The sequence below is a fragment of the Kribbella sp. NPDC049227 genome (assembly GCF_043197265.1).
Classification (GTDB): domain Bacteria; phylum Actinomycetota; class Actinomycetes; order Propionibacteriales; family Kribbellaceae; genus Kribbella.
Map to the genome: position 1 here is coordinate 539,178 of NZ_JBICST010000007.1, position 25,622 is coordinate 564,799.

At 69.0% G+C, this 25,622-nt stretch carries 26 protein-coding genes; 17 read left to right on the forward strand and 9 right to left on the reverse strand.

What is annotated here, in order from left to right:
• The first annotated feature begins 29 nt into the window (after window positions 1-29).
• From ACGFH6_RS32130 to ACGFH6_RS32140, 3 genes are all read left to right on the forward strand, one after another.
• The gene (locus ACGFH6_RS32130; RefSeq protein WP_393391405.1) at window positions 30-1,358 is read left to right on the forward strand and encodes an extracellular solute-binding protein; all 1,329 of its coding nucleotides are present in this window, start codon (window positions 30-32) and stop codon (window positions 1,356-1,358) included.
• 81 nt (window positions 1,359-1,439) lie between these two features.
• On the forward strand, window positions 1,440-2,447 hold the full coding sequence (locus tag ACGFH6_RS32135) for a LacI family DNA-binding transcriptional regulator (RefSeq protein WP_393391407.1): 1,008 nt from the start codon (window positions 1,440-1,442) through the stop codon (window positions 2,445-2,447).
• A 102-nt stretch (window positions 2,448-2,549) separates the two neighbouring features.
• The gene (locus ACGFH6_RS32140; protein WP_393391409.1) at window positions 2,550-5,132 is read left to right on the forward strand and encodes a DUF3376 domain-containing protein; all 2,583 of its coding nucleotides are present in this window, start codon (window positions 2,550-2,552) and stop codon (window positions 5,130-5,132) included.
• Here ACGFH6_RS32140 and ACGFH6_RS32145 read toward each other — a convergent pair.
• From ACGFH6_RS32145 to ACGFH6_RS32155, 3 genes are all read right to left on the reverse strand, one after another.
• The gene (locus ACGFH6_RS32145) at window positions 5,107-5,931 is read right to left on the reverse strand and encodes a DUF3097 domain-containing protein (protein ID WP_393391410.1); all 825 of its coding nucleotides are present in this window, start codon (window positions 5,929-5,931) and stop codon (window positions 5,107-5,109) included. The genes ACGFH6_RS32140 and ACGFH6_RS32145 overlap by 26 nt on opposite strands.
• 25 nt (window positions 5,932-5,956) lie before the next feature.
• Window positions 5,957-7,492, reverse strand: coding sequence for an NCS1 family nucleobase:cation symporter-1 (locus tag ACGFH6_RS32150; protein WP_393391411.1), 1,536 nt, complete (start codon window positions 7,490-7,492; stop codon window positions 5,957-5,959).
• 115 nt (window positions 7,493-7,607) lie between these two features.
• A complete protein-coding gene (locus tag ACGFH6_RS32155; RefSeq protein ID WP_393391413.1) occupies window positions 7,608-8,378 on the reverse strand; it encodes an MBL fold metallo-hydrolase in 771 nt (256 codons plus the stop codon).
• A gap of 154 nt (window positions 8,379-8,532) precedes the next feature.
• Between ACGFH6_RS32155 and ACGFH6_RS32160 the strand changes: the two genes are divergently transcribed.
• From ACGFH6_RS32160 to ACGFH6_RS32180, 5 genes are all read left to right on the forward strand, one after another.
• Window positions 8,533-9,174: a ThuA domain-containing protein gene (locus ACGFH6_RS32160; protein WP_393391415.1), complete on the forward strand. Its 642-nt coding sequence runs from the start codon at window positions 8,533-8,535 to the stop codon at window positions 9,172-9,174.
• Complete coding sequence (locus ACGFH6_RS32165; protein ID WP_393391416.1) at window positions 9,159-10,262, forward strand: Gfo/Idh/MocA family protein; 1,104 nt, start codon at window positions 9,159-9,161, stop codon at window positions 10,260-10,262. Before ACGFH6_RS32160 ends, ACGFH6_RS32165 begins: the two co-directional genes overlap by 16 nt.
• Before the next feature lie 120 nt (window positions 10,263-10,382).
• The gene (gene hrcA / locus ACGFH6_RS32170) at window positions 10,383-11,405 is read left to right on the forward strand and encodes a heat-inducible transcriptional repressor HrcA (RefSeq protein ID WP_393391418.1); all 1,023 of its coding nucleotides are present in this window, start codon (window positions 10,383-10,385) and stop codon (window positions 11,403-11,405) included.
• A gap of 28 nt (window positions 11,406-11,433) precedes the next feature.
• Entirely contained in the window at window positions 11,434-12,576 is a 1,143-nt protein-coding gene (gene dnaJ, locus ACGFH6_RS32175; RefSeq protein WP_393391420.1) for a molecular chaperone DnaJ, read from the forward strand.
• Between the two features lie 196 nt (window positions 12,577-12,772).
• On the forward strand, window positions 12,773-13,489 hold the full coding sequence (locus tag ACGFH6_RS32180; protein WP_393391422.1) for a 16S rRNA (uracil(1498)-N(3))-methyltransferase: 717 nt from the start codon (window positions 12,773-12,775) through the stop codon (window positions 13,487-13,489).
• Between the two features lie 72 nt (window positions 13,490-13,561).
• On the opposite strand, the gene ACGFH6_RS32185 is transcribed toward ACGFH6_RS32180, so the two are convergent.
• From ACGFH6_RS32185 to ACGFH6_RS32195, 3 genes are all read right to left on the reverse strand, one after another.
• A complete protein-coding gene (locus ACGFH6_RS32185; protein ID WP_393391423.1) occupies window positions 13,562-14,701 on the reverse strand; it encodes a Gmad2 immunoglobulin-like domain-containing protein in 1,140 nt (379 codons plus the stop codon).
• Complete coding sequence (locus ACGFH6_RS32190; protein WP_238162982.1) at window positions 14,698-15,207, reverse strand: SigE family RNA polymerase sigma factor; 510 nt, start codon at window positions 15,205-15,207, stop codon at window positions 14,698-14,700. Before ACGFH6_RS32190 ends, ACGFH6_RS32185 begins: the two co-directional genes overlap by 4 nt.
• A gap of 148 nt (window positions 15,208-15,355) precedes the next feature.
• Window positions 15,356-15,499 carry a hypothetical protein gene (locus ACGFH6_RS32195; protein WP_393391425.1) on the reverse strand — a complete coding sequence of 48 codons (144 nt, stop codon included), beginning with the start codon at window positions 15,497-15,499 and terminating at the stop codon, window positions 15,356-15,358.
• On the opposite strand from ACGFH6_RS32195, the gene ACGFH6_RS32200 reads away from it, so the two are divergent.
• From ACGFH6_RS32200 to ACGFH6_RS32230, 7 genes are all read left to right on the forward strand, one after another.
• A complete protein-coding gene (locus ACGFH6_RS32200) occupies window positions 15,498-16,424 on the forward strand; it encodes a PhoH family protein (RefSeq protein ID WP_360447387.1) in 927 nt (308 codons plus the stop codon). The genes ACGFH6_RS32195 and ACGFH6_RS32200 overlap by 2 nt on opposite strands.
• A complete protein-coding gene (gene ybeY / locus ACGFH6_RS32205) occupies window positions 16,421-16,906 on the forward strand; it encodes an rRNA maturation RNase YbeY (RefSeq protein WP_393391427.1) in 486 nt (161 codons plus the stop codon). The genes ACGFH6_RS32200 and ybeY overlap by 4 nt, the downstream gene beginning before the upstream one ends.
• 7 nt (window positions 16,907-16,913) lie before the next feature.
• Window positions 16,914-18,218 (forward strand): hemolysin family protein, encoded by a 1,305-nt coding sequence (locus ACGFH6_RS32210; RefSeq protein WP_393391429.1) that lies wholly within the window; start codon window positions 16,914-16,916, stop codon window positions 18,216-18,218.
• 29 nt (window positions 18,219-18,247) lie between these two features.
• Window positions 18,248-18,583: a cytidine deaminase gene (locus ACGFH6_RS32215; RefSeq protein ID WP_131350068.1), complete on the forward strand. Its 336-nt coding sequence runs from the start codon at window positions 18,248-18,250 to the stop codon at window positions 18,581-18,583.
• Window positions 18,567-19,499, forward strand: a complete 933-nt coding sequence (gene era / locus ACGFH6_RS32220; protein ID WP_393391431.1) for a GTPase Era — start codon at window positions 18,567-18,569, stop codon at window positions 19,497-19,499. Before ACGFH6_RS32215 ends, era begins: the two co-directional genes overlap by 17 nt.
• 25 nt (window positions 19,500-19,524) lie before the next feature.
• Window positions 19,525-20,190, forward strand: coding sequence for a GNAT family N-acetyltransferase (locus tag ACGFH6_RS32225; protein ID WP_393391433.1), 666 nt, complete (start codon window positions 19,525-19,527; stop codon window positions 20,188-20,190).
• Between the two features lie 90 nt (window positions 20,191-20,280).
• Entirely contained in the window at window positions 20,281-20,556 is a 276-nt protein-coding gene (locus tag ACGFH6_RS32230; protein ID WP_393391435.1) for a hypothetical protein, read from the forward strand.
• A 1-nt stretch (window position 20,557) separates the two neighbouring features.
• On the opposite strand, the gene ACGFH6_RS32235 is transcribed toward ACGFH6_RS32230, so the two are convergent.
• The 3 genes from ACGFH6_RS32235 to ACGFH6_RS32245 all read right to left on the reverse strand — a co-directional run bounded on the left by ACGFH6_RS32235 (window position 20,558) and on the right by ACGFH6_RS32245 (window position 22,915).
• On the reverse strand, window positions 20,558-21,547 hold the full coding sequence (locus ACGFH6_RS32235) for a GNAT family N-acetyltransferase (protein WP_393391437.1): 990 nt from the start codon (window positions 21,545-21,547) through the stop codon (window positions 20,558-20,560).
• Between the two features lie 66 nt (window positions 21,548-21,613).
• A complete protein-coding gene (locus tag ACGFH6_RS32240) occupies window positions 21,614-22,030 on the reverse strand; it encodes a PPOX class F420-dependent oxidoreductase (protein ID WP_393391439.1) in 417 nt (138 codons plus the stop codon).
• 54 nt (window positions 22,031-22,084) lie between these two features.
• Window positions 22,085-22,915 carry a hypothetical protein gene (locus ACGFH6_RS32245; protein WP_393391440.1) on the reverse strand — a complete coding sequence of 277 codons (831 nt, stop codon included), beginning with the start codon at window positions 22,913-22,915 and terminating at the stop codon, window positions 22,085-22,087.
• Between the two features lie 112 nt (window positions 22,916-23,027).
• Here ACGFH6_RS32245 and ACGFH6_RS32250 point away from each other — a divergent pair, with 112 nt between their 5' ends.
• Together ACGFH6_RS32250 and ACGFH6_RS32255 are read left to right on the forward strand one after the other, a co-directional pair.
• A complete protein-coding gene (locus ACGFH6_RS32250; protein ID WP_393391442.1) occupies window positions 23,028-24,338 on the forward strand; it encodes a DUF1800 family protein in 1,311 nt (436 codons plus the stop codon).
• Window positions 24,339-24,355: 17 nt separating this feature from the next.
• Window positions 24,356-25,606: a DUF1501 domain-containing protein gene (locus tag ACGFH6_RS32255; RefSeq protein ID WP_393391443.1), complete on the forward strand. Its 1,251-nt coding sequence runs from the start codon at window positions 24,356-24,358 to the stop codon at window positions 25,604-25,606.
• The last annotated feature ends 16 nt before the right edge of the window (window positions 25,607-25,622 follow it).

Consider the following 25,622-nt stretch of genomic DNA (forward strand, 5'->3'; position numbering starts at 1 on the left):
TCAACTCCGTCCAGTCCAGGGAGCTTTTGATGCGGCCCAGAAACGGTGCCGGCCTCCGCCCCATCGCACTGCTGTGTGCTTGTACGGCCGTCCTGCTCGCCTCCGCCTGCGGTGGGTCCGGGGGATCGGATGCCTCAGGCAACAATGCCGACGACGGCCAGAAGATCGAACTGACCATCGCCACCTTCAACGAGTTCGGCTACGAGGACCTGTACCGCGAGTACGAGGCCCAGCACCCGAACATCAAGATCGTCGAGCGCCGCGCGCCCACCGTCGACGCGCACATCAAGAACCTGGACACCAACCTGGCGAACGGGTCCGGTCTGGCCGACATCGAGGCGATGGAGGTCAGCTGGATCTACAACTACCTGGCCAAGGCGGACCAGTTCGTCGACCTGCGCGACTTCGGCGCCAACGACCTGAAGGACCGCTGGCTGGACTGGAAGGTCGCCGGCGCGACCACCCCGGACGGCAAGATCATCGGGTACGGCACCGACATCGGGCCGGAGGCGATCTGCTACCGCCGCGACCTGTTCGCGAAGGCCGGGCTGCCGACCGACCGGACTCAGGTCGCCAAGTTGTTCACCGACTGGTCGTCGTACTTCGCCACCGGCCGGACGTTCAAGCAGAAGGTGCCCGGCTCGGCCTGGTACGACTCCGCCGTACTGACCTGGGAGGCGATGCGCAACCAGCTGATCCAGGCCTACTACTCCAACCAGGACCGCTTCCTCGGCGCGGAGAACCCGCTGCTGAAGAAGACCTGGGACCAGGTGGTGAAGGGCACCGCCGACGGCCTGTCCGCCGGGCTGCCGGCCTGGAGCGACGAGTGGAACAAGGCCTTCCGCACCGACAAGTTCGCGACGATGGCTTGCCCGGGCTGGCTGCTCGGCGTGATCCAGAGCAACGCGGGCAGCTACGGCAAGGGCAAGTGGGACGTCGCCGACGTGTTCCCCGGCGGTGGCGGCAACTGGGGCGGTTCGTATCTGACCGTGCCGAAGCAGTCGCCGCAGCCGGTCGAAGCGGCCCGGCTGGCCGCCTGGCTGACCGCGCCCGAGCAGCAGATCAAGGTGTTCAAGAAGGTCGGCTCGTTCCCCTCGACCCTCGACGCGTACGACGATCCGCAGGTCAAGTCGCAGGTGAACGCGTACTTCAACAACGCGCCGGTCGGGCAGATCTTCGTCAACCGCGCGAAGAACGTGATCCTCAAGCAGCACAAGGGACCACGCGACGGTGAGATCAATCAGGTGTTCAGCGCCGCACTGACCAAGGTCGACGAAGGCAAGCAGTCTCCCGACGCGGCCTGGAAGCAGGCGCTCGACCTCGCCGACAAGGCCGCGAACACCCGGAAGAGTGGCTGACACCCCGGCCGCCGGCGGTGCGCGAACGCCCGGCCGAAGTACTACGGTGTGAAGGCACATCAACCGACGCGGGGAGGACCGATGGACCACTCAGGTTCTCCCACGCTGGAGCAGGTCGCGGCGCTCGCCGGTGTCTCCCGGGCGACCGTTTCGCGGGTGGTGAACGGCTCGCCGAAGGTGCTGCCGGAGACGGTGGCCGCGGTCGAGCGGGCGATCGGCGAACTCGGCTACGTGCCGAACCGCGCCGCCCGCGCGCTGGTGACGCGCAAGACCGACTCGGTCGCGATCGTCGTACCGGAGCCGGACAGCCGCGTCTTCTCCGACCCGTTCTTCGCCGGCATCCTGCGCGGTGTCAGCCGGACACTGGCGCCGACGTCGTCGCAACTGGTGCTGCTGATCGAGCCGGCCGAGGCCGACGACCAGCGCCTGCTGCGCTACCTGCGCGGCGGCCACGTCGACGGGGCGATCATCGTCAGCCACCACGGCCGCGACAACGTGCTGCAGGAGTTGGCGCAACTGCCGCTGCCGATCGTGTTCAGTGCCCGGCCGATCGGTGTCGACGTACCGGTGGCCAGTGTGGACGTGGACAACGTCGCGGGCGCGCGGACGGCAGTGGAGCACCTGCTGTCGATCGGGCGTCGCAAGCTCGGGACGATCACCGGTCCGCTCGACATGACGGCCGGCCTCGATCGGCTGACCGGGTACCAGGACGTGATGAAGGAAGCGAAGCTGCCCGAGGCCGTAGCCTTCGGGGACTTCACCGCCGACGGTGGTGAGCAGGCAGCGATACGACTGCTCGACGAACACCCCGACCTGGACGGTCTGTTCGTCGCGTCCGACCTGATGGCGACCGCGGCGCTGCGGGTGTTGTCGCAGCGCGGCCGGCGAGTACCTGACGACGTCGCGGTGGTCGGGTTCGACGACTCTGTGCTCGCGACCACGACCACACCGAGGCTGACCACCGTGCGGCAGCCGGTGGAGAAGCTGGGTGCGCGGATGGCCGAGATCCTGCTCGCCAAGATCGGCGGCACGAAGCTCACCAGCCCGGAGATCTACGACACCGAACTGATCGTCCGCGACTCCGCCTGAGCTGAGCCACGCCAGGAGTAATGTCACGCCTTTCTTCACCCTCCGCTGCGACGATTGTCGTATCGCGTCACGCCCGTGAGGTCCCCCAGGGAAAGGGAACGGATGACCGACCACGAGATCCGGATCGCGCTGGTCCTGAACGGCGGGGTCAGCCTGGCCGTCTGGATGGGTGGGGTGACCCACGAGCTGGATCTGATCCGGCGGGCGTCCGGCCCCAGCGGCGCGCCCGGTCCACAGCCGTACGACGAGGTCCTGGCCGAGCGCTGGCGTGAGCTGTGCCGGCGCGGCGACGAGAACCGGCGCGTGGTCGTCGACGTGATCGCGGGTACGAGCGCCGGCGGACTGAACGGTTCGTTGCTGGCGACAGCGATCTCGAACGGTTCGACCCTGGACCCCGACGGCGAGCACGGGCCGTGGCTGCGGCAGAAGTGGGTCGCGCTCGGTTCGCTCGAGGTCGGCAAGCTGGTGCCGTCAGCCGGCAAGAAATCCACCTCGGTGCTGGACGGCAAGTACTTCCTGCAGGAGCTCGACAGTCTGCTCAAGGGCGTCGTCGACGCGGGCGAGACGGAGGCCGAGGAGCCGGTCACGCTGTTCGTCACCGCGTCCGGGCTCGGCGTCCAGCAGTTCGAGGCCAAGGACGCCGCCGGGCAGCGTTTCGTCGTACCCGACCACCGGTACCTGTTCGCCTTCACCAGCGAGAACGCGGCGACGTACGACGGATCGACGCGGGCGTTCGCGGTCGCGGACAAGAACGGGCTGAACGACACCAAGCTGCTGGCGCGCGCGGCCCGCGCGTCGGCCTCGTTCCCGGCCGCGTTCGGCCCGGTGCTCGAGACCCCGAATCTGGCCGACTCACCGCCACGCGTGCAGCCCGCGACCGCGGAGTCGGGTGCCTGGCTGGTGGACGGCGGCGTACTGGACAACGCACCCTTCGGTCCGGTCCTCGATGTCGTGGCAAGGCGACCGGTCGCCGGACGCGCCAGCCGCTACGTGTTGTACGTCGTACCGTCGGCCGGGATCGGGAGTGCGTCGACGGCGTTGCCGGAGGCGAAGGAGCCGAGCTGGCGGGTGGCGGCGCTGTCCGCCGTGCAGTTCCCGCGTGAGGTCGACTTCCGGTCCGATGTGGAGCAGCTCGAGCGGTTGCTGCTGGAGGCGGACGCGTCCTGGTCCGACACCCAGCGGCTGTTCGATCGTTGCATGAAGCAACCAGTCGAGCGGGACCGGCTGCAGTCGGCGGCCAGGGCACTGCAGCCGACGTACTCGCGCGGCCGCGCCGCCGGCGGGGTCTGGGAGGCGGTGACGATCGCCAGTCACGACCAGTCGACCGTCCTCGACGCGGCGACCGCGCTGTCCGAGCAGGAGATCGACGAGATCCTCGGGACCGGCCACCCGTGGGTGCCCGATCCGGACGGCTCGACGGCTCCGCTGCAGAACGATGCCGAGGGCAATCCCAGTTGGCTGTGGGGGACAGGTGCGGCGGAGCGCGTCGTACGGCTGATCCTGCGCTCGCTGCGCAACCGGATCAGCGAGGCGCCGAAGGAGCAGCGGGCCGAGCTGGAGCGGCGGCTGAAGGCGGCCAGCGATGCTCTGCTGAAAACGCAGGCTGTGCGGGACGCACTCACCGAGCGGCTGACCGCCGCTGACCTCGACCTGAGCCCTGCCGGTGGCGCCGAGGCCGTCGCGGTCGGGCTGAAGGACATCTTCACCGACCTGCAGATCCAGCGGGCGCTGGGCGACACGTTCGCCGAGCTGATCGCGGTCGTCGGGCGGGACCTCGTCGAGACCGCCCTCGAGGTGGAGATCGTGTCGCGCTGTACGTCGGCGCGGACGCCGCAGCAGCGGAGTGCGCCGTTCCAGTTCCTCCGGCTCGGGCCGGACATCCCGCTGCCGCTGCTGGACGACCAGCCGGAAGGCTCGATTGCCAACAACCTCAAGGACCGCATCCTCTACGGGTCGCAGGTCGGGCACTTCGGCGCGTTCGGTGCGGCGGACTGGCGGCGGTGGGACTGGCTGATGGGCCGGCTGCACTGTGTCGCGCACCTGGGCGCGATGCTCGGCGCCGACGAGGACTGGATCCGCGAGACGCAACGGCAGGTCCTGAAAGCAGAGGAGTGGAAGGTCGAGGCGGTCGCCGAGCGCGTCCAGCGGCTGGCCCAGGACTTCCCGATGGGCGCGGGTCTCGGTGCGCTCACGACGATGCGCGACGAGCTGAACCAGTCGGACGAGGGCCGGGCGACCACGAAGGGCCTCGCGGACCGGATGGTCGACGTGTCCAGCGGACTCGGGCCGCAGGTCGGCGACTGGGTCAAGGCGATGGCGGGCCGCAAGGACAAGCCCGGTTCGTGGTTGTTGCAGTGCGCGCGCTGGTTCACCGAGCCGGCGCGGCAGTCGGTGTGGACCCGTCTGGTGCGCGGCGCCAAGGTGTCGCCGGCCAAGCGCCCGTTGGTCTTCGAGCAGTGGTTGCCGGTGGCGGGCATCGTGCTCGGCGTGGTGTTGCTGGTCGTCGCCGGGCTCGTCGAGCAGAGCGCCGTACGGATCATCGCGGCAGTGCTCGCCGGAGTGGTGCTGGCGGCGACCGCCGTGCTCGGTGCCGTGACCTGGTACGTCCGGCGTGCACGGAAGCGGATCCAGGCCTGGGTCGAACGGCGGATGCCGGAGATCAGTCCAGCGTCACGAAATCGATGAGCTCCTCGACCCGGCCGAGCAGCGCCGGGTCGAGATCGGCGAAGCTGGTCACCTTCGACAGGATGTGTTTCCAGGCCGCGGCGACATCGGCCTGATCCGTGGCCGGCCAGCCGAACGACTGCAGCACGCCCTTCTTCCAGTCCTGCCCGTGCGGGATCCGCGGCCAGGCCTTGATCCCGACCGACGACGGCTTGACCGCCTCCCAGATGTCGATGAACGGGTGCCCGACCACCAGCACGTGCCGGTTGGTCACCTGGGCCGCGATCTTCGACTCCTTGGACCCGTCGACCAGGTGGTCCACCAGGACGCCGAGCCGCCGGCCCGGACCGGGCTGGAAGCGGTTGACGATGCCGGGCAGGTCGTCGACACCTTCGAGGTACTCGACCACGACGCCTTCGATCCGCAGGTCGTCGCCCCACACCTTCTCGACCAGTTCGGCGTCGTGCCGTCCCTCGACGTAGATCCGGCTGGCCCGGGCCACCTTCGCCCGGACGTTGTCCACCGCAACCGAACCGGACGCGGTCCGCGTCTTCTTCGCCGGCCCGGCCTTCTTCGGCGGCTTCAGGCTGACCGGTTTGCCGTCCAGCCAGAACCCGGGCCCGAGCGGGTACGTCCGGATCTTCCCGAACCGGTCCTCGAGATCGACCACGCCGTGCTCCCAGCGCACGATCGCGCCGACGAACCCGGAGGTCGGCTCCTCGACGACCATGCCCTTCTCGATCTCGACCTCGACTGTCCGCCCGTTCTTGGGCTTGCGCCAGTCCCCACTCAGTACGTCGTTCCCATACCTGTCAGCCACCGCCCAACCGTATGTCGTCGTACTGCTAGAACGTGGGAGCGGCTTGGGTTGTGGTGGGTTGGCGGGACGGGGAAGCGACCGTGAACAGGAGATAGGTGAGGAAGCCGGCGACCAGGCCGACTGCCCACGAGTAGTCGTAGAGCGGCTTGAGGAAGGGGATCAGGCCGTCCTCCGGGAACGGGCCGGCGCCGGGGTTCGAGTACGCGCCGCCGACGGCGAGGACAGAACCGATGACGGTGGCGACGACCGCGCGCCAGTTCCAGCCGGCCGAGTACCAGTAGCGGCCGCCCGGTAGGTAGAGGTCGGCGAGGTGCAGGCTGGTGCGGTCGATCAGCCAGTACCCGGCGATCAGTACGCCGGCGACCGAGGCGAGCAGGCCGCCGTAGAAGGACAGCCAGACGAAGATGTAGATCGACGGATCGGAGATCAGCCGCCACGGCTGGATCACGACGCCGATCACGCCGGTGACCAGGCCGGCGGTCCGGAAGTTCAGCCAGCGCGGGACGGCGTTGGCGAAGTCGTACGACGGGCTGACCACGTTCGCCGCCACGTTGCACGACATCGTCGCCAGGATCGCCATCACCAGGCCGATCGTCACGACCACCGGGTTCTCGAAGCGGCGGGTCAACTCGACCGGGTCCCAGATCGCCGTGCCGTAGACCAGCACGGTGCCGGACGTCGTGATGATCGAGACGAGCGCGATGAACGACATCGTGGTCGGCAGGCCGATGATCTGGCCGACGACCTGCTGGCGCTGACCCTTACCGAACCGGGTGAAGTCAGGCATGTTCAGGCTGAGGGTCGCCCAGAACGCGATCATGCCCATCAGCGACGGCGCGAAGATCTTCCAGAAGTCGGCGTCCCAGCCGAGCTTCGACGGCTGGGACAGGATCGGGCCGAACCCGCCGGCCTTGACCAGGATCGCCACCATCAGCGCCAGGAACGCGACCGTGACGAGTGGCGCCGCCCAGTTCTCGAACCGCCGCAGTCCCTCGATGCCGCGCCAGATCAGCACCATCTGGATCACCCAGAAGAACGCGAAGCTGAGCCACATCGTCCACGGGTGCCCGCCGACCGCGGACGCCTCCGTCCAGCCGTTGCCGAACAGTTCGCCGACGATCACGAAGATCGCCTGGCCGCCGATCCAGGTCTGGATGCCGAACCAGCCGCACGCGATGAACGCGCGCAACAGGGCCGGGAAGTTCGCGCCGCGGACGCCGTAGAAGGCGCGCGCGAAGACCGGGAACGGGATGCCGTACTTCGTCCCGGCATGACTGTTCAGCAGCAGCGGGATCAGCACGATCAGGTTCCCCAGCGTGATCGTGATGAACGCCTGCAGCCAGTTCATCCCGAGCGCGACCAGACCCGCGGCCAGCAGGTAGCTGGGAATGTTGTGCGCCATCCCCATCCAGAGCGCCGCATAGTTGTACGTCGTCCAGTGCCGCTCGGGCAATCGGGTCGGCGCGAGCTCCGCGTTGGCGTACGGGCTGTCCGCGAGGACGGCGGGATCAGCCAGTTCGACTCTGCCGTCGGGATGAGTGGTCTGCTCGATCGTGGTCATGGTTACCACCCCATCCGGTCGTGGTTCGCGCCGCACTTCGCAACAAAGTGCGGCAAACCTGACCCGGTGTCAACGGACAACTACAACTTGACCGCCGACCCGCGCGCTTTCGGGATCAGCCCGGGCCGAGCAGGGGCAGCGTCGGGCGGCGCGGGGTGCCGAGTGCCTCGTAGCCGCGCTTGATCGCGTCCTGGAGTTTCTCGAGCGGCCACGGCCAGTCGTCGGTGTGGGCGAGCGCCTGCTCCAGTGGGGTCCCGCCGTGGTGGAGACCAGAGATGGTGTTGGCGACGGTGCCGAGGTCGCCGGCCTGGTCGCGCACGAACTCGGCGTCGACGACCGCGCCGTGACCCGGGACGACCTTCGACGAGCCGGACAGCATCCCGATCACCCGGTCGATCGTGTCCGGCCACTCCAGCGGGAACGAGTCCTCGCCGTACGACGGCGGCGCCGACTCCTCGATCAGATCGCCGACGAAGTACACGTCCACATCCGGCACCACGACCACCACGTCGCCGTCGGTGTGCGCGTTCCCCAGATGCAGCAACTCGACTCTGCGGTCGCCGAGATCGATCACCTTCGCCACCGCGAAGGTCTGCGCCGTCAGCTCGGCGGCCGTCGCGGCGTTCTCGTGGGCGATGACCTCGGCCTGGTCGAAGACGCTGTTCCCGGCGACGTGGTCGAAGTGCGCGTGGGTGTTGACGACCCAGCGCACCGGCTGGTCGGTCAGTTCGCGGATGTGCTCGCGCAGCTCCTGGGCCTGCTCGGTGGTGGCCCGGGTGTCGATCAGCACCGCACCTTGTTCTCCGACGACCACACCGACGTTGAGGTCCCATTCGTCGTACCGGCGGACCCAGCAGCGATCCCCGACCTCGGCCCACGTACTCATGCCGACGACCCTACTTGCTCGGCACCTTCCGCCGAGCAAGCCCTATCCAGGGGGCGGATCAAGACTTGAAGGCCGGTCGGGCGGCGCTTAGGGTCGCGGTGGCGGTTCGCAACGGTTCCGAACTCGGCAGCGAAACTTTCGAAGGGCGGTCGGCGTGACGACACGACGTGCACTGGTGGTCCGGGGCGGCTGGGAAGGGCACTCGCCGGTCGAGGCGACCGAGCTGTTCATCCCGTTCCTGGAAGGCAACGGTTACGAGGTGACCGTCTCGGACAGCACCGAGAGCTACCTCGACCTGGACGGCACCGACCTGGTGCTGCAGTGCGTCACGATGAGCGAGATCGACGCCGACCACTTCAAGGGCCTGGAGGCCGCGATCCGCCGCGGCACCGGGTTCGCCGGCTGGCACGGCGGCATCGTCGACTCGTTCCGGGCCAACGCCGACTACAGCTTCATCACCGGCGGGCAGTTCATCTCGCACCCGCACGGCTTCACCGACTACCGCGTCGACGTCGTCGCCGAACACCCGATCGTCGAGGGCATCACCCACTTCGACGTCCACACCGAGCAGTACTACGTGCACTACGACCCCACCAACACCGTGCTGGCCACCACCACCTTCCAGTCCCACCCGGACTACCCGTGGATCGAGGGTGCCGTGATGCCGGCCGTCTGGACCCGGACCTGGGGCGCGGGCAAGGTCTTCGTCTGCACCGTCGGGCACAAGCTGGACGACCTCGAAGTACCCGAGGTGCGGACCATCGTCGAGCGGGGGCTGCTGTGGGCGAGCAAGTGACGGGCATCGGCATCGTCGGTACGGGCGTCATCTCCGGCACCTATCTCGACCATCTGGCCAAGCTGCCCGGCGTCGATGTGGTCGCGGTCGCCGACCTGGACGTCAGCCGCGCGCAGGCGATCGCCGACGGTAACCCGGCCATACGCGCACTGTCCCCGGACGAGCTGTACGCCGCGGACGACGTCGAGATCGTGCTGAACCTGACCATCCCCGCCGCCCACGCGCCGGTGCACCAGGCCGCCCTCGAAGCCGGCAAGCACGTGTACGGCGAGAAGCCGCTGGCCGTGGACCGGGCCGAGGCGGAGCCGCTGCTCAAGTACGCCGCCGCGAACAACCTCCGCGTCGGCTGCGCGCCGGACACTGTGCTCGGCACTGGTACCCAGACCGCCCGGGCTGTCATCGACCGCGGCGACATCGGCGTACCGACGGCTGCCACGGCGTCGTTCGTGACGCCCGGGCACGAGCTGTGGCACCCGGCGCCGGAGTTCTACTACCAGCCCGGCGGCGGTCCGGTCCTCGACATGGGTCCGTACTACGTCACGAGCCTGGTCACCCTGCTCGGTCCGGTACGACGCGTCACCGCGCGGGCCGGTCAGTCGAAGCAGGAGCGGAAGATCCACACCGGTCCGCGAGCCGGCGAGACGTTCCCGGTCCAGGTGCCGACGCACGTGACCGGCGTACTGGAGCACGAGTCGGGTGCGCTGACCACGGTGCTGATGTCGTTCGACATCTGGGCCGCGCGGTTGCCGCGGATCGAGGTGCACGGGACCGAGGGCAGCCTGTCCGTGCCCGACCCGAACGGGTTCGACGGCAAGGTCGAGATCGCTACCGCCGCCAACCGCGACTGGGCCGAGGTCCCGGTCGCCGGTGGGTACGCCGGAGCCGGCCGGGGCGTCGGGGTCGCGGACATGGCCCGGGCCGTCCGCACAGGTCAGCCGCACCGGGCCGACGGTGCACTGGCCTACCACGTGCTCGACGTACTCGAGTCCCTGCTCGAAGCGGCAGCCCAGGACCAGCCAGTGGATGTCGCGAGCACAGTCACCCGGCCCGCCGCCGTACCGTTGGGAGCATCTCCCGAGCGTGGCTGAGACCCGTCCCACGCCGTTACGCGTCGGTGTGAGCTACTACGGCTCGGTAGACTGGCACTCGGTTCAGCTGAGTGCCAAGGGTCACTGAGTCGTACGGTCGAGGCGAGGGAGGTGGTGCGCGTGCTGGACGATCGCAAGCTGGATGTTCTCCGCGCCATCGTCGAGGACTACGTGGCGACCCACGAGCCGGTCGGCTCGAAGACGCTGGTGGACCGGCACAACCTCGGGGTGTCGCCGGCAACCGTGCGTAACGACATGGCTGCGCTGGAGGAGGAGGGGTACATCACCCAGCCGCACACCAGCGCCGGCCGGATCCCGACCGACGCGGGCTACCGGCTGTTCGTGGACAAGCTGAGCACGGTCAAGACGCTGTCGCCGGCGGAGAAGAAGGCGATCACCTCGTTCCTGGCCGGCGCGGTCGACCTGGACGACGTCGTACGCCGTACTGTCCGGCTGCTGGCCCAGATCACCCGCCAGGTGGCGATCGTGCAGTACCCGTCGCTCAACCGCTCCAGCGTCCGGCACATCGAGGTCGTCACGATGACCCCGCGCCGGCTGCTGCTGGTGCTGATCACCAGCACCGGGCGGGTCGAGCAGCGGATCGTCGAGCAGACGAACGACGTCGACGAGCAACTGATCGCCGACCTGCGCTCGCGGCTGAACACCGCGCTGTCCGGGCAGCGGCTGACCGATGCGACCACGTCCCTGGCCGCGGTCACCGACCTGTTCGCCCCGGCGGACCGGCCGCTGGTCGCGGCGATCGTGACGACGCTGCTGGAGACGTTCACCGACGAGGTCGGCGAGCAGCGGATCGCGGTCGGCGGCGCCGCCAACCTGACCCGGTACGGCGACGACTTCGAGCGGAACGTGAAGCCGGTGCTGGAGGCACTGGAGGAGCACGTCATTCTGCTCAAGCTGCTCGGCGAGGCCACCAACCCGCAGACCCTGACGGTCCGCATCGGGCACGAGAACCCGTACGAGGAACTGGCCACCACCTCGGTGGTCGCGACCGGCTACGGGTCCAAGTCGGAGGCGCTGGCCACGCTCGGCATCGTCGGCCCGACCCACATGGACTACCCCAGCACGATGGGCGCCGTACGGGCCGTCGCGCGCTACGTCAGCCAGATCCTGGCCGACTCATGACTATCGCCATCAACCCCTGGTCTGGAGTATGAGCACCGATTACTACGCCGTCCTGGGCGTCAGCCGCGACGCGACGCCGGACGAGATCAAGAAGGCGTACCGCAAGCTGGCACGCCAGTACCACCCGGACGTGAACGACTCCGAGGACGCCCACCACAAGTTCCAGGAGATCGGCCGCGCCTTCCAGGTGCTGAGCGACCCGCAGAAGCGGCAGATGCACGATCTCGGCGGTGACCCGTTCGCGACCGCGGGCGCCGGCCCGGGCGGCGCGGGCTTCGGCCAGGCCTTCACGTTCACCGACATCATGGACGCCTTCTTCGGCCAGACCGGCGGGGCCACCCGCGGGCCGCGGCCGCGGACCCGGCGCGGCCAGGACGCGCTGATCCCGCTGCGGATCGACCTGGCCGAGGCCGCGTTCGGCACCACCCGGGAGCTGAAGGTCGACACCGCCGTCCTGTGCCCGACCTGTTCGGGTTCCGGTGCGGCGGCCGGCTCCGAGCCGGTCACCTGCGAGATCTGCCACGGTCGCGGCGAGGTCACCCACACCCAGCGGTCGTTCCTCGGCGAGGTCCGCACCATGCGGCCGTGCCCGAACTGCCGCGGCTTCGGTACGACGATCCCGAACCCGTGCGTCGAGTGCGCCGGCGACGGCCGGGTCCGGTCCCGCCGGACCGTCACGGTCAAGATCCCCGGTGGCGTCGACAGCGGCACCCGGGTGCAGCTGTCCGGCCAGGGCGAGGTTGGCCCCGGCGGCGGCCCGGCCGGCGACCTGTACGTCGAGATCGAGGTCGAGCCGCACGACATCTTCACCCGCAACGGCGACGACCTGCACTGCACGGTGACGCTGCCGATGACGGCGGCCGCGCTCGGCACCACGATCGACCTGCCCACGCTGGAGGGCGAGACCACGCCGCTGGAGATCCGGCCCGGCACGCAGTCCGGGACGGCGATGACGCTGACGGCTCGTGGTGTCCCGCGGCTGCGGCACGCGGGTCGCGGCGACCTGATCGTCCAGGTCATCGTCGAGACCCCGACCAGGCTGGACGACTCCCAGGTCGACCTGCTCCGGCAGTTGGCCGAGGCTCGTGGCGAGGAGCGTCCCCAGGGTCAGGTCCAAGCCGCCCACAAGGGCGTCTTCGGCCGCCTCCGCGACGCCTTCGGCGCCCACTAGATGCCCACCCACCAACCCACACCGACGCCAGCACGGCAGGTGCGTGCAACACCTGCAACACCTGCGGCGCCGGATGGGTGGGTGCGTGCTACGGATGCGGCGGTGGGTGTTGGGTTGACCGGCCGTTCTGCCTTTCGTTACCCCGCGTGTTCGGCGCCGCAGGCGTCGGGCATGCGGTGAGGGATGTGGGGACCAGATGGGAGTCGCGGTCTTCTTCGCCGCGGAACTGGACGGCGACGAACTGACCCTGGACGGACCTGAGGGTCGGCACGCCGCCGTCGTACGGCGGATCGGGCCGGGGGAGCGGGTCCGGTTGACGGATGGCCGTGGAGCTTGGGCCGAAGGTCCGGTGACCGCGGCGTCGAAGACCGGGGTGACGGTTGCCGTTGACAACCGTGGGGTGGAGCCGGCGGCGTCGCCCCGGTTGGTGGTGGTGCAGGCGTTGCCGAAGGGCGAGCGGGCCGAGCTCGCGGTGGAGATGCTGACCGAGGTCGGGGTCGACGTGATCGTCCCGTGGAACGCGGAGCGGAGTCAGTTCCGCAGCAACCCCGAGCGGTCCGCGAAGACGTACGCGAAGTGGCAGGCCTGGGCGTTCGAAGCCAGCAAACAGTCCCGCCGCTCCTGGTTCGCCACCGTGGAGCCCATCGCGAGTACGCCGGACGTCGCGCGACTACTGTCCGCCTCGGCACTCCCCGTCGTACTGCATGAGGAAGCCAAGACGCCGCTCGCCTCGCTCGAGCTCCCGACCGAGGGCGATATCGTCATCGTCATCGGCCCGGAAGGCGGCATCGCCCCGGCCGAGCTGGCCACCTTCGCCGCCGAGCCGATCCGCCTCGGCGACACGGTCCTCCGCACCTCGACCGCCGGCGTGGCCGCAGCCGCGGCCCTCCTGTCCCGCTCCCGCTGGACCTAGCGACTGCTCCCGCCGATGGCGGGTTGTTTCATCGCTGGCGTCAAATGAACCGGTGATCGAGCAAACAACCTGCTAGCGGACCTCGATGGTTTTGGAGTCGACGTCGGTGGTGGAGCCGTCGGCGGGGGAGATGAGGAAGGCCTCGATCTGCCAGGGGCCCGGGGCGAGCTTGAGGTTGAAGGCGAAGGGCGTGAACTTCTGGCCCTCCTTGGTGCTCGTGTAGCCCTTCCGTACCTCGCGGGTCTTCAGGTTCGTGGCCTCGTAGTTCACCGTCGCCTCGTACGCCGCGGCCGTGCCTTCGACGGTGACCATCGACTTGGTCAACTGACCCTGGGCCGGGGAGGTGATCCAGACCAGTGCCTGGACGTTGGCGGCCTGGGCGCGACTGAGTGGCGTACTGGTGTCGACCTGGCCGAACAGCCGGGCACCGACCTGGCCGTCCTGGGTGATCTGGACCTGCTGGCTGCTGTCGTCGAGGGCGCCTTGCACCGTGTAGATCAGCTGCTGGGCGGCCACGTCCGCGGTCTCCGGGTCGAGCTTCGTCGTCGGGAGCCGCTTGAAGTCGACGGTGACCGTGCCGTCGGACCTGGTGACGGTGTTGATCTCGGCGCCCCGCCACAGCGAGTAGTAGTCAGGGTCGCCGGACTGTTTGGAGGTCATGATCCGGACCGCCTCGACGGCGGGCCGGCCACTCACCTTCGCCCAGGTGCGGTAGAGCCGGACCTTCGGCGTGGCCTTCGTCGTTGCTCCCGGAGTGGGAGTGATCGCGGTCTTGTCGCCGAGCCAGTAGACCGGGACGAGGGTGCCCTTCACCATCGGCTCCGGCGTACCGCGGCGGTCCTTCGGCACTGAGGTGGCCTGCGCCGTCGGCGGCTCTGTCGGCGCCTGGCTCGGCGAGGTGCTGGGCTCTGGGGTGGTCGACGACGGCAGTGCGGAGGCGCTGGTCGACGTACTGGGGCCGGCTGCGACGCCGCTGTCACCTGCGGTGTTCGTGTTGTTGTCGAGGACAGTGAAGGCGCCGATCACCGCCGCGGTGCCGACGAGGGCAGCGCCGGCGGTCAGCACCCACGGACGCCGGGACGTCGTACGGCGCTGGACCCGGGCGCGGGCCTGGATCTCGGGCAGCGAGTCGGTCGGCTCGACCCGGTCGGCCTCCTCGTGCAGGGACCGCCGCATCAGCTCGTCGAACGAGTCGTTGGGATGTTCGTTCATACGTTCTGCTCCAGGAGCTGGCGCAGCGACTTCGTCGCCCGCGCGGCGTGGCTCTTCACCGATCCCCGGCTGATGCCCATCGTGTCGGCGATCTCCGCTTCGGAGAGGTCACCGTAGTACCGCAGCACCATCACGGTGCGTTGCTTCTCCGGGAGGGTGCGCATCGCCTCGATCACCCGGTCGGTCTCGGCGGTCCGCAGCGCGGCCTGCTCGGCGCTCGGCGCGTCCGGCAGCGAGCGTGGGGTGTGCTTGTCGACGACCACGAGGTGGCGCTGGCGGGAGCGGCAGCGGTTCACCACCGCGGTGCGCAGGTAGGCGAGAGCCTTGTGGGGGTCGCGCAGCCGGTGCCAGCGGCCGTGCATCGCGACGAACGCGTCCTGCACGATCTCCTCCGCCGTACCGGTGTCGCGCAGCAGCAGGGCGCCGAGCCGGACCAGCGACGTGTAGTGCGCCGTGTAGACAGCCGTCAACGCCTCGTCGGCATCCCACGAGGACTCATGTGTCACGCACTCTTCGTACACCACGGCTGGTTGCGCCACGACACGATGACGCGGAGACCCCCTTGCAGGTTGACAACACACCTGGGTCGACCACCGCCAGGCCTCGTTTCGGGGTGTTGCGGCGAATTACAAGTGAGCCTGTCGGGGGAGACGGCTAGCATGGGTGGGTCACCATCATCGGCATCAGGAGGAAGAGCCTGTCCAGGCCACGCAGTATCGAACCGGAGGCGCGCGCGAACGGCGCCACCACCAGCGCGCAGGCGTCGCACAAGATCGTCGTGCCGAACAGCATCGACATGGTGGCCCTGCTCGGAGCCCGGGACGAGTTCCTCCGCATCGTCGAGAAGGAGTTCGCCGCCGACATCATGGTCCGCGGCAACGAGATCACGCTCAACGGCGAGCCGGCCGAGCTGGCCCTGGCCGAGCGGCTGATCGACGAGCTGATCGCGGTGGTGCGGACCGGGCACGGTCTGACCGCCGACTCGGTCGAGCGCAGCATCGCGATGATCAAGTCCGCCACGGCCGAGAGCCCGGCCGATGTGCTGACCCAGAACATCCTGTCCAGCCGCGGCCGCACCATCCGGCCGAAGACGCTGAACCAGAAGCGGTACGTCGACGCCATCGACAAGAACACCATCGTGTTCGGCATCGGCCCGGCCGGTACCGGCAAGACGTACCTGGCGGTGGCCAAGGCGGTCCAGGCGCTGCAGGCCAAGGAGGTCAACCGGATCATCCTGACCCGGCCGGCCGTCGAGGCCGGTGAGCGGCTCGGCTTCCTGCCCGGCACGCTCTCGGAGAAGATCGACCCGTACCTGCGGCCGCTGTACGACGCCCTGCACGACATGCTCGACCCGGAGTCGATCCCGCGGCTGATGACGGCGGGCACGATCGAGATCGCGCCGCTGGCCTACATGCGCGGCCGGACGCTGAACGACGCCTTCATCATCCTGGACGAGGCACAGAACACCTCGCCCGAGCAGATGAAGATGTTCCTCACCCGGCTCGGCTTCGGCTCCAAGATGGTCGTCACCGGCGACGTCACCCAGGTCGACCTGCCCACCGGCACGAGCTCCGGTCTGCGCGTCGTCCAGGAGATCCTCGAAGGCGTCCAGGACCTGACCTTCTGCCGGCTCACCTCCCACGACGTGGTCCGGCACAAGCTGGTCGGCCGGATCGTCTCCGCCTACGAGAACTACGAAGGCAATGGCGAGCCCCGCAGATGAACGTCGAGGTCAACAACGAGTCCGGAGTCGAGATCGACGCGCACGGACTGATGCGGCTCAGCCGGTTCGTCATGTCGTCGCTGCGGTTGCACCCGGAGTGTGAGCTGTCGATCAAGCTGGTCGACGAGGACACGATGGCGCGGTACCACGTCGAGTTCCTGGACCTGCCCGGTCCGACCGACGTGATGTCGTGGCCGATGGACGAACTGCGGCCGGGGTCCGACGACAACGGCGAGGACTCGGATCTTCCGCTCGGTCATCTCGGTGACATCGCGCTCTGCCCGACCGTGGCGGCCGCCCAGGGCGCCAAGGCCGGGCACGGCACGTGGGCCGAGCTGGAGCTGCTGACGGTGCACGGCATCCTGCATCTGCTCGGCTACGACCACGCCGAGCCGGCCGAGAAGGCGGAGATGTGGGACGTGCAGGGCCGCCTGCTGGAAGCCTGGCGAGCGCCGGCGAACCAGCTGGCCGGACAGGAGTGACGTTCCGGTGAGCTCCCAGGACCTCGTCCTGCTGGTCGTGGCCGCGGTGCTCGTGCTGCTCGCCGGATTGTTCGCCGGTGCCGAGGCGGCGCTCTCGTCGTACTCGAAGGTCCGGGCCAACGAGCAGGTCGAGCGGGGGAACCTGCGCGCGGTCCGGCTGCGGGACCTGCTGTCCGACGCCCCGCGGTACCTGAACTCGCTGCTGCTGCTCCGGCTGAGCTGCGAGATCACCGCGATCGTGCTGGTCACCCAGGCGCTGTCGAACGTCTTCGACGTCACCTGGGAGCACGTCCTGATCACCGCCGTGGTGATGGTGCTGGTCTCGTACGTCATCATCGGCGTCGCCCCGCGGACCCTCGGCCGGCAGCACTCGGACCGGTTCGCGATCATCTCCGCCGGTCCGGTGATGGCGCTGACCCGGGTGCTCGGGCCGCTGCCGAAGGTGCTGATCCTGCTCGGCAACGCGCTCACCCCGGGCAAGGGGTTCGCCGAGGGTCCGTTCGCGACCGAGGCGGAGCTGCGGGCGCTGGTCGACTACGCCGAGAAGTCCGCGGTGATCGAGTCCGGCGAGCGGCAGATGATCCACTCGGTGTTCGAGCTCGGCGACACCATCGTCCGCGAGGTGATGGTGCCGCGCACCGACATGGTCTACATCGAGCGGCACAAGAAGCTGCGCCAGCTCACCTCGCTGGCCCTGCGCTCCGGCTACTCGCGGATCCCGGTGATCGGTGAGTCGCTGGACGACATCCTCGGCGTCGTCTACCTCAAGGACGTGATGCGCCGCGTCTACGACAACGCGCAGGCCGAGTCGACCGAGCGGGTCGAGTCGGTGATGCGGCCATGCATGTACGTGCCGGACTCGAAGCCGGTCGACCAGTTGCTGCGCGAGATGCAGGCGGCCCGGATGCACGTCGCGATCGTCGTCGACGAGTACGGCGGAACGGCCGGCCTGGTCACGATCGAGGACATCCTGGAGGAGATCGTCGGCGAGATCACCGACGAGTACGACGAGGACCCGGACTCGGTGCAGGAGCTGTCCGACGGCGCGTACCGGGTCTCCAGCCGGCTCCCGATCGACGAGCTCGGCGAGCTGTTCGGCGTACCGCTGGACGACGACGACGTCGACACGGTCGGCGGCCTGATGGCGAAACTGCTCGGCAAGGTTCCGATCCCTGGTGCCGAGGTGGAGATCGAGGGATTGTCGCTGACGGCGGAGCGGCCGTCGGGGCGCCGCAACCAGGTCGGTACTGTGCTGGTGCGACGGGTCGAGACCGCGACCCGGCCGCAGGACCAGAACCACCAGCCCGCCTGATCCCGGATCGCCCCCTTTCTTTGGAGTACGTGTTGTCAGACCTTTCGGCCGAGGACGCCAAACTCGTCACGCTCGCCCGCGCCACCCGCGCCCGGACCCGGGCGGCCGAGGGTGCGGCCGTGCGCGACTCCGACGGGCGGACGTACGCCGCCTGCACGGTGGCGCTCGACACGGTCGAGCTGACCGCGCTGCAACTGGCGGTCGCGATGGCCCTGTCGTCCGGTGTGAAGGGTCTGGAGGCCGCCGCGGTGGTCACCGACGCGGAGTCCGTCGACGTCAACGTGGTCCGCCACTTCGCCGGCGCCGCCATCCCCGTAGTAGTTGCCCAAGGCACCGGAGAGGTCCGCGATGTCGTCCACACCTGAGGCCGCCTTCAAGTCCGGTTTCGCCTGCTTCGTCGGCCGCCCCAACGCCGGCAAGTCCACCCTCACCAACGCGTTGGTCGGGACGAAGATCGTCATCACGTCGTCCAAGCCGCAGACGACCCGGCACGCGGTGCGGGGCATCGTGCACCGGCCGGACGCCCAGCTGATCCTGGTCGACACCCCTGGTCTGCACAAGCCGCGGACGCTGCTCGGTGAGCGGCTGAACGACCTGGTCAAGACGACCTGGGCCGAGGTCGACGTGATCGCGGTCTGCCTGCCGGCCAGTGAGAAGATCGGGCCCGGTGACCGGTTCCTGGTCACCGAGGCGGCCAAGGTCGCGAAGACCCCTAAGGTCGCGCTGGCCACCAAGGCCGACCTGGTCGAGCCGGACCGGATGGTCGAGCACCTGGCCGAGATCGCCGCGCTGGGGGAGTCGGCCGGCATCGAGTGGGCCTCGATCGTGCCGGTGTCGGCGACGTCGGGCTTCCAGGTCGACGTGGTCGCGGACGAACTGGTGAAGCTGCTGCCGGAGGGCGTCGCGCTCTACCCGGACGGCGACATCACCGACGAGCCCGAGGAGACCCTGGTCGCGGAGCTCATCCGGGAGGCCGCGCTGGAGGGCGTCCGGGACGAGTTGCCGCACTCGATCGCGGTCACCATCGACGAGATGGGCCTGCGCGAGGACCGGCCGGAGGACAAGCCGCTGCTCGACATCTACGCGAACATCTACCTCGAGCGGGACAGCCAGAAGGGCATCGTGATCGGCCACAAGGGCGCCCGTCTGCGCGAGGTCGGCGCCGCCGCCCGTCGCCAGATCGAGGCCTTGCTCGGTACGCCGGTCTACCTCGACCTGCACGTCAAGATCGCCAAAAACTGGCAGACAGACGCGAAACACTTGCGCAAACTGGGATTCTGATCAATCTGTCGTGGGGGAAGACCGAGTGCTGACCAATCCTGTGTACGCCGCTCTGACCGGTCGGCACTCCGGCTTCGCCGAGGTTCGAGGCAACGCCCGTCGGTATCCGCCCGCGGTCGCGCCGTTCCTCGCTCTGCCGGACGACCCGACGCCGCAGGACTGGGCCGACGCGGCCGTCCTGCTCGGCCCTGGGACTACGGCCGCGCTGATGCGGCCGGAGTTCCCGATCCCCGACGGCTTCAAGCTGGACCTGCACATCGACCTGGTGCAGTTCGTCGCACCGGCGGACCTCGCGGCCGAGGACCCGGAGGCGGTCCTGCTCGGTCCGGACGACGTACCCGAGATGCTCGCGCTCGTAGCTCTCACCGATCCGGGTCCGTTCCGCACCCGCACGATCGAGCTTGGCACCTACCTCGGGATCCGCCGCGGCGGCGAGCTGATCGCGATGGCCGGCACCCGCTTCGCGCTACCGGACCACACCGAGATCAGCGCCGTCTGCACCCATCCGTCGTACCAGGGCCAGGGCCTTGCCACCCGCCTCATCCGCGCCGTAGCCGCCCACATCACTGCCACCGGCCGCACCCCGATGCTCCACACCGGCGGCGGCAATACCAACGCCATCCGTCTCTACAAGTCCCTCGGCTTCACCCTCACCAACCGCATGAAGGTCACCCTGGTCCAGGCCCTGTGAACGACCTCTCCCACGTCTTCCGGCTCGGCGGCGGATCACACCGCACGCAGTGCGCCGGGCGATACGCCGCACCTGCAGAAGTTCCTTGCGATGGACATCGACGAGCGGTGGGCGGACCGGTCACCGGCGACGATGCTCGAGACGTTCCCTTGGTTCCGGGGGTCGTTGTGGGCGATCGCCGGGCGGACGACCGCACCGGAGCGTGCCCTGGGCAACTTGTTGGAGCGGGAGCGGAGGTTCACCGATCAGGTCGCGACGGAGACGCGGCGGCTCGGGCTGACGAGCATCGCGGTCGACGGCAGCCGGACCGAGGACCAGCTCACGCTCCGGGTGGCCGAGTTGTTCGGGCTCGGCCACCCGGCGTGAACTACAGCGTCTTCTGGTAGACGAGGACGCGGGCGATGATGCGGTAGTTGAGCTGTTCGTTGATCGAGATCATGTGGTCGTTGGACTCGGCGTTCCAGGTGTCGACCAGGCTCAGCGCCGGTTCCTCGTCGCGCATCCACAAGAGCATGGCGGACTTGAGCAGCGCGCCGAGGCGGTGGCCGCGGTGGTCGCGCGAGACGGCCGTGTCGTTCTGGCTGCCGATGTGCGGGCGCTCGTGCTCGACCGTGATGGTGGTGTGGCCGGCCAGCTCACCGGTCGCCTTCTCCCGGGCGATCACCCGGTGAATGGTCCGATCGCCCTTGACCTGCGCCTCTTCGTAGGCGCGCAACCGCTCCGGGCTGTAGACGTCGTCCTCCAGGTCGAGGTCGTCCTTCGGCGCGTCGTTGATCGACTCGGTCACCGCGACCATGCCGTCGAGCAACTCGTCCGGCAGTGCCCCGGTGATCTGCACCAACTCGTACGCCGACGAGCGGGCGACGGCGGCGTCGTACAGGCTCTGCACGCTCGACCAGTCGAGGCCGTCGAGGTCCTGCCGGCGGTTCACCTCGATCGTCTTCTGCTCGAAGCCGTGCCGCCGGGCAAACGCCTGCGCCTTGGGCAGGTCGTACCCGCCGAACCCGATCACGCTCCGGCCCAGCTCGCGGGTCACCTTCTCGGCGTACTCGACCAGGGCGGACCCGACCCCGCGACCGCGGTGGTCCGGATGGACGTTGACGTCGATCCAGACCTGGTTCAGGTTTTCGTACGACGGAGCCGACACGATCAGCAGTCCGATCGCGGTGCCGTCGTTCTCCCGGGCCAGAAACGCCTGCTCGGGGTTCATGTCCCAGCCGTACCGCAGCATGTTGGCGAACCCTCGTGGGGTCATGTCCAGCATCTCCGGGCAGTCCAGCTTCGTGCCGGCGTTCTGCACGGCTACGGCATCGATACACCCGGCCTCGTCGTCGGGTGACAGTCTCGTGATCTCCACGCCCTCAGAGTCCACCACGCCGTCGGTTACCGCGAGTGGTTTATCCGCCGTGGAGAAGTTCCCCACTCAGGGCTGTGGCATGCCGTAGGCGTGGTCGACGACCATCGAGAACATCAAGCGCTTCTCACCGATCATGGCGCGGCGGTAGTCGTCCCAGTCCGGGTGCTCGCCGGACGCGGTGCGGTAGTAGTCGACCAGGTCCTCGACGACCGCGTCGTGCGGGTCTGCCGCCACCGGACTGAGCTCGGCCTTGCCCTCGAGTACGACGTACGAGCGGCCGCCGGGGCCGTCGACGTACAGGCTGGCGCGCGGATCGCGGCGCAGGTTCTTCGTCTTGGCCCGGCCGTCGGTCAGCGAGACCCGGATCCGTTCGCCGTCGTACACATAGGTGACGTTCGACAACTGCGGCCGCCCGTCGCGTTTGAGCGTGACCAGGACGCCCAGCCCGTGAGTGCCGATCCGGTCCGCGAGAGTTCGTGTCATACCAAGGAGCTTAAGATTTCAAGCACGCTTGAAGGCAACCCGGACCGGTCCGTCTCAGGTGGTGACGATCAGGACGCCGGCGACGACGGTGGTCAGACCCGCGATCCGAGCGAGGCTGAGTCGCTCGCGGAGTACGACGAGACCCACGATCGCGCCGAGTACGACGTTGAGGGTGCGGCCGATCGCGACGGTGCCGACGGATGCGACGGACAGGGCGAGCAGCACCAGCCCATAACTCGCCGGCGTCAGGATCGCGATCGGTATCGCCTGCCGCCAGTGGCCGAGCACCGCACGCAGTTCGCCGCGACGCGGTGCGAGGATTGTCGACAACATGACGATCTGAGCCACGTTGGCTATCGCGAGGTACGGCACGAGGTTCGCGCCGAGCGAGGTCATGGCGAAGCCGTCCCACAGCGTGTAGGCGGCAGTGCAGGTCGCGACCGCGAGACCCAGCCCGAGACCGAGCGCCGTCCTTCGGTGGCGGCGTAGTCCGTCCATCACCAGCACGCCGCACACCACCAGTACGACGCCGCCCCACGCCTTCGGTGCCGGCCATCCCTGCCATGGGATTGCTGCCACCGTCACGAGTACGGGAGCCACCCCCCGGCTGACCGGATAGACCGTCGAGAACTCGCCCGCGCCGTACGCCTTCTGCAGGGTCACGGCGTACGTCGTGTGCAGGAGCATGCTCACCAGACCGGACCACCAGGCCGTCCCCAGGCTGCCTCGCAGGCCTGACCAGCTGAGCAGTGCGACCGAAAGCGGGAGGGTGACGAGACCGCACAGCCAGACGAACGCCGGGCCGGTCTGGGAGGTCTTCTTCACCAGGAGGTTCCACGCCGCGTGGCAGCAGGCGGATGCGGTCAGGAGGCCGAGGGCGATCACGTAGACAGTGTCTACAGGACGAGGATAGACACTGTCTACCCACACCTGTGGGTTGGCTGAAGAAAGCCGCCGGAGACTGGTCCGGGCGGACCCGGCTGGAAACGATCGGGGTATGACCGAGATCAGCGAGCGGGCCGCGGTACGGCGGCTGAACGACCGGCTCGGATTCGGGCCGGCGGCCGGGGACCTGACGGCCGGGTTCGATGCGACGTTGCGGCGATTGCTGGGTCCGGCGACGGACGCGGCGGCCGCCGCCCTGCCGCCGCCGACCGGGCTCGCGCCACCTCCGCCGATGGGCAAGAAGGATCCGGACGCCAAGAAAGACAAGGACGCGAAGAAGGCGGCCGCGAAAGCGCGGACGGCGCAGGAGCGGAAGCTGACCGTGTGGTGGCTGGACCGGATGGTCGCGAGCCGGACGGCGAGCGAGCGGCTGACCTGGTTCTGGCACGGGCACTTCGCGACCAGCAACCAGAAGGTCCGCAACGCCGCGTGGATGCTCGCGCAGAACCAGACGCAGCGCACGCATGCGCTCGGCCGGTTCGGCGACCTGGCCCAGGCGATGGTCGTCGACACGGCGATGATCCGCTGGCTCGACGGCCAGAAGAACCGCAGAGGCTCGCCGAACGAGAACCTGGCCCGCGAGTACCTGGAACTCTTCACGCTCGGCATCGGCCACTATCAGGAGACCGATGTCGCCCAGGGCGCGCGCTGCCTCACCGGGTGGGTGCTCGGCCGCGACGGGAAGGGCGCGACGTTCCAGCGGAGGCGGTTCGACTCGGGCTCGAAGACGCTGCTCGGCAGGACCGGGAACTTCGACGCCAAAGGGTTTGCCGGGCTGGCGCTGGCGCAACCTGCCTCAGCCGGCTTCGTGATCGGGCGGCTGTGGTTCCGGCTGGTCTCGGCGACGCCGCCGGATGCGGCCACGATCGCCCGGCTGACCACGGCGTACAGCACCGAGCGCAACGTACGGTCGTTGCTGACGGCAATGGTTGCCGAGGCGGCGTTCCGGGATCCGGAATCCGCGCTGGTCAAGCAGCCGGTGGAGTGGGCGGCCGGCTTGCTGCGGGCCCTGCGGATCCAGCCGGGGAAGCTCGCCGAGAAGGAGCAGACCAAGCTGCTCGCCGGGCTCCGCGGCATGGGGCAGCTGCCGTTCCGGCCGCCGAGCGTCGGCGGCTGGCCGGCCGGCGCGAGTTGGCTGACGACATCGGCCGGGGTGACCCGGCTGCAGTTGGCCCAGCACCTGGTGAAGCAGGCCGAGATCCCCACAGTGGAAGGCGCCAAGGACAAAGTGGCCGCGGTCGCGACCCTGCTCGGTGTCGATGCCTGGACCGAGCGGACCAGGACGGCACTGGGCGGCGTGAAGGACCCCAAGCAGCTGACGGCACTCGCCGCCTGCGCACCCGAGTACGTGGTCAGCGGATGAGCGGCCGAGGAGGACCGATGGACAACTTGACGAGAAGGCGGTTCCTGGCGCTCAGCGGGGTGACGGCAGCCGGAGCGCTGGCGGTCGGGGCGACGCAGGTGAACTGGTCCGACCTGATGGCCGCGGCGGTCGACAATCCACTGCCCAGCGACCAGTCCGTGCTGGTGGTCATCACCTTGTACGGCGGCAACGACGGACTCAACACGGTCGTGCCTGCAGGCGATCCGGCGTACCAGAAGGCGCGTCCGGATCTGGCGTACGAGCAGAACGAGGTGCTTGACCTGGGTGACGGGCTCGGGCTGAACCCGGGCATGAAGGGCCTGAAGGGTCTGTGGGACGAGAAGCGGCTCGCGATCGTGCGTGGCGTCGGGTACCCCGAGCCGGATCGCAGTCACTTCCGTTCGATGGCGATCTGGCAGACAGCGTCACCGAAGTCGCCGGTTCCGACCGGATGGCTCGGTCGCTGGCTTGATGCGACCGGTGCCGATCCGCTCCGGGCCGTGTCGGTCGAGCCCACCCTTCCACCGCTGCTGGCCGGCGAGACCACTGCGGCAGCGTCGCTGCCGTTGCGCGGGCTGGCCCTCCCGAAGGGTGCACTCGGTACGGCGTACGCGGCGCTGGGCAAGCCGAGTCCGGGGGAGGGGCACTGGCAGGCGCGGGCGGCCAAGGCAGTGCAGGACTTGCAGGACGCGACCAAGGTGCTCGGCAACGCGGTCCGCACCGGCCACGAGAAGGACGAAGACGAGGACGAGCAGCGCACGCAGGGAGCATCGGCGGGCGGTACGTCGCAACTCGGGGCGCAGCTCGAACTGATCGCGGGACTCATCGAGGCGGGTGTGCCGACGCGGGCCTACTCGGCTTCCCTCGGAGGTTTTGACACGCATGCTGACGAGCGCGGGACGCAGCAGCGGTTGCTGACCGAGCTGGACGCGGCGGTGACGCCGTTCGTGCAACGGCTTCGCAAGACGGACCGGGGCAAGAACGCGGTAGTGCTCGTGTACTCGGAGTTCGGGCGGCGGGTGCACGCGAACGGGAGCGACGGGACGGATCACGGTACGGCGGGTCCGGTGTTCGTGGTCGGGGACAAGGTGTCCGGCGGTTTCTTCGGCGAGCAGCCGAGTCTCACCGACCTCTCGAACGGCGACCTGAAGGCGAGCACCGACTTCCGCGACGTCTACGCCACGGTCCTCCGTGACGTCCTCGGCACCGACCCCGCCAAGATCTTGGCCGGCCACACGACGACCGTCGACGGTCTCCTCAGGGCCTGACTGGCGGACCGCCAGG

Coding starts and splice junctions, on each gene's coding strand:
- ACGFH6_RS32130 (WP_393391405.1), top strand. CDS start 30: ATGCGGCCCAGAAACGGTGCCGGCCTCCGCCCCATCGCACTGCTGTGT.
- ACGFH6_RS32135 (WP_393391407.1), top strand. CDS start 1,440: ATGGACCACTCAGGTTCTCCCACGCTGGAGCAGGTCGCGGCGCTCGCC.
- ACGFH6_RS32140 (WP_393391409.1), top strand. CDS start 2,550: ATGACCGACCACGAGATCCGGATCGCGCTGGTCCTGAACGGCGGGGTC.
- ACGFH6_RS32150 (WP_393391411.1), bottom strand. CDS start 7,492: ATGACCACGATCGAGCAGACCACTCATCCCGACGGCAGAGTCGAACTG.
- ACGFH6_RS32155 (WP_393391413.1), bottom strand. CDS start 8,378: ATGAGTACGTGGGCCGAGGTCGGGGATCGCTGCTGGGTCCGCCGGTAC.
- dnaJ (WP_393391420.1), top strand. CDS start 11,434: ATGAGCACCGATTACTACGCCGTCCTGGGCGTCAGCCGCGACGCGACG.
- ACGFH6_RS32180 (WP_393391422.1), top strand. CDS start 12,773: ATGGGAGTCGCGGTCTTCTTCGCCGCGGAACTGGACGGCGACGAACTG.
- ACGFH6_RS32185 (WP_393391423.1), bottom strand. CDS start 14,701: ATGAACGAACATCCCAACGACTCGTTCGACGAGCTGATGCGGCGGTCC.
- ACGFH6_RS32200 (WP_360447387.1), top strand. CDS start 15,498: ATGGTGGCCCTGCTCGGAGCCCGGGACGAGTTCCTCCGCATCGTCGAG.
- ACGFH6_RS32195 (WP_393391425.1), bottom strand. CDS start 15,499: ATGTCGATGCTGTTCGGCACGACGATCTTGTGCGACGCCTGCGCGCTG.
- ybeY (WP_393391427.1), top strand. CDS start 16,421: ATGAACGTCGAGGTCAACAACGAGTCCGGAGTCGAGATCGACGCGCAC.
- era (WP_393391431.1), top strand. CDS start 18,567: ATGTCGTCCACACCTGAGGCCGCCTTCAAGTCCGGTTTCGCCTGCTTC.
- ACGFH6_RS32230 (WP_393391435.1), top strand. CDS start 20,281: ATGGACATCGACGAGCGGTGGGCGGACCGGTCACCGGCGACGATGCTC.
- ACGFH6_RS32240 (WP_393391439.1), bottom strand. CDS start 22,030: ATGACACGAACTCTCGCGGACCGGATCGGCACTCACGGGCTGGGCGTC.
- ACGFH6_RS32250 (WP_393391442.1), top strand. CDS start 23,028: ATGACCGAGATCAGCGAGCGGGCCGCGGTACGGCGGCTGAACGACCGG.
- ACGFH6_RS32255 (WP_393391443.1), top strand. CDS start 24,356: ATGGACAACTTGACGAGAAGGCGGTTCCTGGCGCTCAGCGGGGTGACG.